This window comes from Mixta sp. Marseille-Q2659 (assembly GCF_940807255.1).
Lineage (GTDB): Bacteria > Pseudomonadota > Gammaproteobacteria > Enterobacterales > Enterobacteriaceae > Mixta.
In genome coordinates this window covers 23,796-30,835 of sequence record NZ_CALNWY010000036.1, presented here as the reverse complement: position 1 = coordinate 30,835, position 7,040 = coordinate 23,796, and the positions used below count along the sequence as shown (strand labels likewise).

Here is a 7,040-nt window from a genome sequence, read left to right as displayed (position 1 = left end):
GTTCCCCGGCAGCTCGCCTTTTCTGTCCGCCATCTCGCCGTCTAATGAACGATCGACGCGCGGCACCGAATCCAGCAGCAATCGCGTATAGGGATGACGCGGCTGGGTTAACACCTGTTCCGTCGCCCCCAGCTCCACAATCTGCCCCAGATACATCACTGCCACCCGGTCGCTCATATGGCGCACCACCGACACGTTATGCGAAATCAGCACATAGGTGAGCTGGCGCTCGCGCTGCAGCTTCACCAGCAGATTCAGGATTTGCGCCTGTACGGAAATATCCAGCGCCGAGGTGGGTTCATCCAGCACGATAATATCGGGCTGCGCCGACAGCGCGCGGGCGATAGCGATGCGCTGACGCTGACCGCCGGAAAAGGCGTGCGGCAGCCGGTCGAGATACTCCGGGCGAATGCCGGTCAGCAGCGCCAGCTCCCGCGCCAGTTCGCGCCGCTGCGCCTCGCCGCTATGTTTCTGAATCCAGACCGGTTCGGTAATAATGCGCCATACCGGCAGGCGCGGATCGAGCGAAGAGAGCGGATCCTGAAACACCATCTGCATTCCGCTGCCCAGCCAGGAATTGGGATTGCGCGCGCGATGGCAGGTGCCGCTGGCGGGCCGGATCATGCCCATCAGCAGTTGCGCCAGCGTACTTTTGCCGCAGCCCGACTCGCCAACGATGCCCAGCGTTTCGCCGCGCGCAATCTGCAAATCCAGCCCGTTCAGCGCATGAACGCGTTCGGTAACCTTGCCGCGCCAGTTGGTGCGCGCCGGGAAATTGACGTGTACATCTTCCAGTTCCAGTAATATCTCAGACATGGCGTTGCTCCCGTTGCGGATGCCAGCAGGCGGCGAGCTGCTGCTCGCCGCCGCACGGACTCAGTGTTGGCGTCTGCCGACACTGCTCATCGGCGGCGAAGCAGCGCTCGCGAAAGGCGCAACCGGTTGGCAGCGCGGTAAGGTTGGGCACCGTGCCGGGGATCGCTGGCAGTTCGGCGCGCGGTTCGCTCGCCTCCGGCGCGCAGCGCAGCAGCCCAACGGAGTAGGGATGGGCCGGCCGGGCAATCACCTGTTGTGTCTTGCCGCTTTCAATCACCGCTCCGGCGTACATCACGTACAGGCGATCGCAGAGCTGCGAAACCACCGCCATATCGTGACTGATAAACAGCACCGCTGTGCCGCTGGCGCGCGCTTTCTGCTTCAGCAGGCGCAGCACCTGACGCTGGACGGTGACATCCAGCGCGGTGGTTGGCTCATCGGCAATAATCAGCTCCGGCTCGCAGGAGAAGGCGAGCGCGATCATCACCCGCTGGCGCATCCCGCCCGATAGCTCGAAGGGATAGCGTTTCATGACCTGCGGCGCATCGGCGATCTGCATTTCGGTCAGCAGCGCGATCGCTTTTTGCTGCGCTTCACGCGCCGAAAGCCGCTGATGCTGGCGAATCACCTCAGTCATCAGCTGACCGATGCGGCGCGTAGGATTCAGCGCAGTCATCGGCTCCTGGAAAATCATTGCCACCTTCGCGCCGCGCAGCCGACACATCTCTTTCTCGCTGGCATTCAGCGCATCCGCGCCCAACAGCCGCACGCTGCCGCCATTGATGCGATAACTGTTGGCTGGCAACAGGCGCATCGCCAGCATGGCGGTCACCGATTTGCCCGATCCCGACTCGCCGACCACCCCGACGATTTCGCCGCGATGAACGGTGATGGAAACGCGGTTCAGCGCATGAACTTCACCCTGAAAAACCGGGAAGCTGAGCTGCAGATCGTGAATCGCTAACAGGGGTTCGCTCATTAGTGACGTCCTCCGCTTTTCGGGTCGAGCAGGTCGCGCAGCCCGTCGCCAAACAGGTTAAAGCCGACGGCGGTAATCAGAATGGCGACGCCGGGAAATGCGCAGTACCACCACTGATCCAGCACATAATTGCGCCCGTTCGCCACCATCGCACCCCATTCGGCGGTGGGCTGCTGGGCACCGAGGCCGATAAAGCCCAGCGTCGCGGCCATTAAAATCGCGGTGCCAATATCCAGCGACGCCTGTACCACCAGCGGCGGCAGGGCGTTACGCAGTACGTGCCAGCTAATCAGGTGCCAGCGTGATGCGCCGAAAGTGCGCGCCGCCTGCACATAGGCAAACTGGCGCACCACCAGCGTCTGACCGCGCGCCAGCCGCACATAAAAAGGAATGCGCACGATGGCGATGGCCAGCATCGCGTTAAACAGGCTGGGGCCGAGCGCCGCCGCCAGCGCCATGGTCAGCACCAGCGACGGGATCGACAGCATAATATCCATCACGCGCATAATTACTGCGTCTGCCCAGCCGCCCAGTACGCCGGAGAAGCAGCCAAGCAGCGAACCGATGCCGCCCGACAGCACCACCACTGCCAGACCAGCGGCGATAGACTGCTGGCTGCCGATCAAGACCCGGCTGAAGAGATCGCGACCGACCTCATCGGTGCCGAACCAGTGCGCGGCGGAAGGGGCCTGCAAACGAGCTGCCAGATCAACAGCGTTGGGATCGAGCGGCGTCAGCCACGGGGAAAACAGCATCAGGAACAGCATCAGCAGCATAATCGCACCGCCGATCAGCGTCAGTGGGCTCTGCTTCAGCAGCCAGAACGCCTTGCTGCCGCGCCGCTTGCGCGACGTTTTGGCCGGCGTCACGGGAATGGGTTCACTGAACATCATGCTTCACCTCCACGACCGATACGCGGATCGATCCATAAATAGAGCAGATCCACCAGCAGGTTAACCAACACGTAAGCAAAGGAGACCACCACGGCGAAGCCCATTACCGCCGGAAAATCGAGCGCCTGGATCGAGGCCACCACGTAAGCGCCCATGCCGGGCCAGGAAAAAACGGTCTCCGTCAGCACTGCGCCGTACAGCAGATCGCCCAGCGCCAGCCCCAGCACGGTAATCGAGGGAATCAGCGCATTAGGCAGCGCGTGCGTCATCACAATGCGCCAGCCGGGCAGCCCACTGGCGCGGGCGGTGCGAATATAGTCCTCGCTCAGCTGCTCCAGCATCGCCGAGCGAATCTGGCGCGCCACGATGCCCAGATGCACAAAGGCCAGCGTCAGCGCCGGCAGGATCAGGTGCTGGACGCTGTTAACGAAGGCGTCGCGGTCGCCCGCCAGCAGGGAGTCGATCAGGTAGAAACCGGTAACATGCGCGGGCGGATCGAGCCAGTCATCCAGCCGTCCACCGCCGGGCAGCAGATTTAAATTTCCATAAAACAACACAATCACCCCCAGCCCCAGCCAGAAGGCGGGCGTCGAAATACCGGTAATCGCCAGCAGCCGCACCAGATGATCGAGCCAGCGGTTGCGAAACACCGCCGACAGCACACCCAGCGGCACGCCGATCAGCAGCGCCAGCAGCAGCGCGCAGAGCGCCAGCTCCAGCGTGGCGGGGAAAAACAGCCGAATATCCGCCAGCACTGGCCGACCGGTACGAATTGAGGTGCCAAGATCGCCGTGCAGCAGATCGTTGACGTAATGCAGAAACTGCTGCCACAGCGGCAGATCCAGCCCCAGCTGATGACGGATATGCTGCACCATTTCATCACTGGCGCGATCGCCCGCCAGCAGGCGCGCCGGATCGCCGGGGATCAGATGGGAAATAATAAAAGTAATGACGCATACCCCGATCATTACCAGCAGCAGCCCCCAGCAGCGCTGCCGCAGAATGCTCCACAGAGTCATAGCCTGGTCCTCATTATCAGGTGCTGCGCGCGCAGCGCCGGTGTGAGAAAGGAAACCGCTGACAGCGCGCCGTCAGCGGCTGTGCCGCTATTTGCTCATGGTCGCGACGTTATAAACCTGCTCCAGCATCGGGTTATAAACAAAGCCCTGAACCGCCTTATTCATCGCAACCTGATAGTTTTTCTGGAACAGATAAACGTAGGCCGCCTCATCAATGACGATTTTTTGTGCCGCCTGATAATCGCGCGTGCGTGTCGCCTGATCGGTGGTCGCCACCGCCTGCTTCAGCAGCGTATCCACCTGCGGATTGCTGTAAAACGAACGGTTGCCCGGCAGTCCTTTCTTATCCGACTGGAACCAGTAATTCATATACATATAGGGATCGGCGAAGTCCGGGCTCCAGTTGCCGATAGCGATGTCGTAATCGCCTTTGCCGATGCGATCGCGCATGGTCGCGTTCGCCAGCTTTTCCAGTTTGACGCTGATGCCCAGCGCGCCGAGACTGGCCTGGGTCGCCAGGGCGATGGGCTCCCAGTTCGGATCGCTGTCGGAATAGAGGAAAGAGAGCGTTTTCGGCTTATCCTTCACCTTTTCCCAGGCCGTCAACGCCCGCGCCGGATCGTTGCTGTACTGCATCGCTTGCGCATCGAAACCCCACATTCCTTCCGGGATCGGCCCGCGCATCTGCTTGCCGTTGCCCGCCAGAATGCCTTTCACCAGCCCCTGATAATCGGTGGACCAGGAGATCGCGCGCCGCAGATCGACCTGATTCAGCGGCGGCTTCGCATTGTTCAGATAGAGATAGGTCACGCGCAGCGAGGGATATTCCGCCACGCTGACCTTATCCTCTTTTTTCAGCGCGCTAAGCTGATCGATGGGCAGCGATTCCGCAATATCGATATCGCCGCGCGTCAGCTGCAGACGACGGGTGGCGCTTTCGCCGATAATCTTCACGGTAACGCGCTTAAAGGCCGGGCGCTTGCCGCTGTAATGCGGGTTCGGCACCAACACCAGCTGTTGCCCTTTTTGCCAGCGCTGAAGCATAAAAGGGCCGGAACCGGCGGTATGCTCAGCCAGCCAGCCGCGCGCATCGTCGGCGGCATGTTGCTGCAGCACCGCCGGATTGATAATCGCCGCGCCGTCATTCGCCAGCGTATAAAGGAAAGGTGCAAAAGGCGTGCTGAGGGTAAAACGCACGCTACCGTCATCCAGCGCCTCCACTTTTAGATCTTTCGGAAAAGCTTCCGACGGGCCCTGAGCGATTTTTAACAGGCGCTCAAATGAAGCTTTCACGGCGGCGGCGGTCACCGGCGTGCCGTCGGCAAACTTCGCCGCCGGATTCAGCTTAAAGGTCCACTCTTTTTGATCGGCTGAGGCCTGCCAGCTGGTCGCCAGATCGCCTTCCACTTCGGTCGAGCCTTTTCCACCTGCGGTTTTATACTGCACCAGACGCTGATAGGCGGGATAGGTCACCGCCCAGTCGTTGTTGTCGATAGTTACCGCCGGATCGAGGGTTTGCGGATCGGCGGCTTTGCCGATCGCCAGAATATCTTTCGGCACCGCCGCCAGCGCGGGCGTAAGCGGCGCGCCGAGAACAAGGGCCAGCAGCGTCGGACGCAGCAGGCGATACGCAGGGGAAATTTTCATGGCAGGCTCCTGGTTAAAGTGAACGGGCTGTTGTTATAGAAGGAAGAGCGGCACAGCTAAAACGATCGGCGAGCAGGGGATAGCGCACGGAATCAGGCAGCTCGAAATGCCACCACTCGCTGTGAATACCGATAAAGCCGCCAGCCTGCATAATCGCGTTCAGCAACAGACGGTTACGGTGAGCAGACGCAGGCAGATCGGGGTTCCAGGGATGAGAGCGTACATCCATCTCATCAAATCCGGTGCCCATATCAAGCAGCGCGCCCGACTCATCGCGCAGCGTGACGTCGATGGCGGTGCCGCGGCTGTGGTTAGAGCCGAGCGAAACGGCCATCACATATTGCGGATCGGGACAGGCCAGCCAGAGATGCTGCTGCGCCAGCTGCGGGCGATACGCGTCATAAACCACCAGCGATAAACCAGCCAGACGCGCCACTTCAACGCAGCGCGCCAACGCTTTCGCCGCGTCGGGATGCAGCAAACAGCGCGCCTGCTGATAAATGGCGTAGCCGGTAATATTGTCCGGCGTGGCATATTTCAGATCGATTTCCAGCTGTGGAAAAGTTTCTGCCAGATCGATCAGTTCAACATCCTGCGTCATGGGATTTCCTCTGGTTAACGTTCAAATTGTCCAAATTCCTGCTGCAGCTGCCGGTTGATTGCCAGACGATCGGCCAGCCGGTCGCCGAGATGTTCTACCACGGCGGAAAGCAGCAGATTGAACAGGCAGCTGAGCGGAGCCAGCGAATCCCAGAAATGGCCGGTATCGGTTTTTACCTGCAACAGGTCAAGCGGATAGTCGCGCGCCCACGGACACCAGACATCGGTCACCAGCGCCAGCGGGATCTGTCGTTCGCAGGCGACGCGGCAAAACTGGCGCGCGATAGCGGAGTAGGCGCGGGTGTCGGTTACCACCACATAAGGTGCGGCAAACCCGGAATTGAGCGTCTCCACCCAGGTGCCCGACAGCCCCTCTACATAGCTGACGTGCGGTCGCAAATATTCCAGATGGCTAAAGAAAGCGTTGGCGATGCCGCGCGTTGACTGGATGCCCAGCACAAACACCGCGTCGGCCTCGGCCAGCCGCTGACTGATACGATTAAACGCCGCGCTTTGCGCCAGCTGATAAACCTGCGCGATCGCATCCAGTTCCAGCTGCAGCGACTGGCTGTAACGATTGGGCAGCGCGCGTTGCTGCTGCCAGGAATCGAGCCGATCGATTACGCCCCAGGGCTTATAGGCGATTTGCGGCGTATCGCGCAGGCTCTGCCGGGCATCATCCAGGTTACGGTAGCCCAGCCGCCGTAAATAGCGTCCGACGGTAATGCCGCTGGTGCCAGTCGCGCGCGCAATACTGTCAGCGGTTTCAAACGGAATTTGCGCGGTATGGGTTAGCAGCCAGCCTGCGATGCGCTTGCCGCTGGGCGTCTGCTGTCCAAACGTGCTTTCAATGCGGGCAATCAGCGTCGGCTTATCCATGGTGGCGCCCTCGGTGTTAATTCGCTGTCATCGGTTATCAACCTGTTACCCATTTAACAAAGCAGAACTCATGCCAGGTTTACGCGGCGGGCAAAAGCCGCGAGGAAAGTGATTAAACAGGGTTGAGCGGCGATTATGTCTTAACAAAAGCTCAACAAATGTGCAGCATCGCGCATTTTTGGTGCAGTTCAATCCAGCGGCGCGTGC

The 7,040-nt window shown here is 60.5% G+C and carries 7 protein-coding genes; all 7 read right to left on the bottom strand.

The window, feature by feature from the left end; translation table 11 throughout:
• Positions 1 to 816, bottom strand: an 816-nt coding sequence (locus P3C52_RS18500) for an ABC transporter ATP-binding protein (protein WP_275556379.1), incomplete at its 3' end; no start/stop codon positions are given.
• Positions 809 to 1,795, bottom strand: a complete 987-nt coding sequence (locus P3C52_RS18495) for an ABC transporter ATP-binding protein (protein WP_275556378.1) — start codon at positions 1,793 to 1,795, stop codon at positions 809 to 811. The genes P3C52_RS18500 and P3C52_RS18495, both read right to left, overlap by 8 nt.
• On the bottom strand, positions 1,795 to 2,688 hold the full coding sequence (gene ddpC, locus P3C52_RS18490; protein ID WP_275556377.1) for a D,D-dipeptide ABC transporter permease: 894 nt from the start codon (positions 2,686 to 2,688) through the stop codon (positions 1,795 to 1,797). Before ddpC ends, P3C52_RS18495 begins: the two co-directional genes overlap by 1 nt.
• The gene (locus P3C52_RS18485; protein WP_275556376.1) at positions 2,685 to 3,707 is read right to left on the bottom strand and encodes an ABC transporter permease; all 1,023 of its coding nucleotides are present in this window, start codon (positions 3,705 to 3,707) and stop codon (positions 2,685 to 2,687) included. The genes ddpC and P3C52_RS18485 overlap by 4 nt, the downstream gene beginning before the upstream one ends.
• Before the next feature lie 87 nt (positions 3,708 to 3,794).
• Positions 3,795 to 5,354 carry an ABC transporter substrate-binding protein gene (locus P3C52_RS18480; RefSeq protein ID WP_275556375.1) on the bottom strand — a complete coding sequence of 520 codons (1,560 nt, stop codon included), beginning with the start codon at positions 5,352 to 5,354 and terminating at the stop codon, positions 3,795 to 3,797.
• A gap of 13 nt (positions 5,355 to 5,367) precedes the next feature.
• Positions 5,368 to 5,955 carry a D-alanyl-D-alanine dipeptidase gene (gene ddpX, locus P3C52_RS18475; RefSeq protein ID WP_275556374.1) on the bottom strand — a complete coding sequence of 196 codons (588 nt, stop codon included), beginning with the start codon at positions 5,953 to 5,955 and terminating at the stop codon, positions 5,368 to 5,370.
• Positions 5,956 to 5,969: 14 nt separating this feature from the next.
• Entirely contained in the window at positions 5,970 to 6,833 is an 864-nt protein-coding gene (locus tag P3C52_RS18470; RefSeq protein ID WP_275556373.1) for a MurR/RpiR family transcriptional regulator, read from the bottom strand.
• Positions 6,834 to 7,040 lie beyond the last annotated feature (207 nt).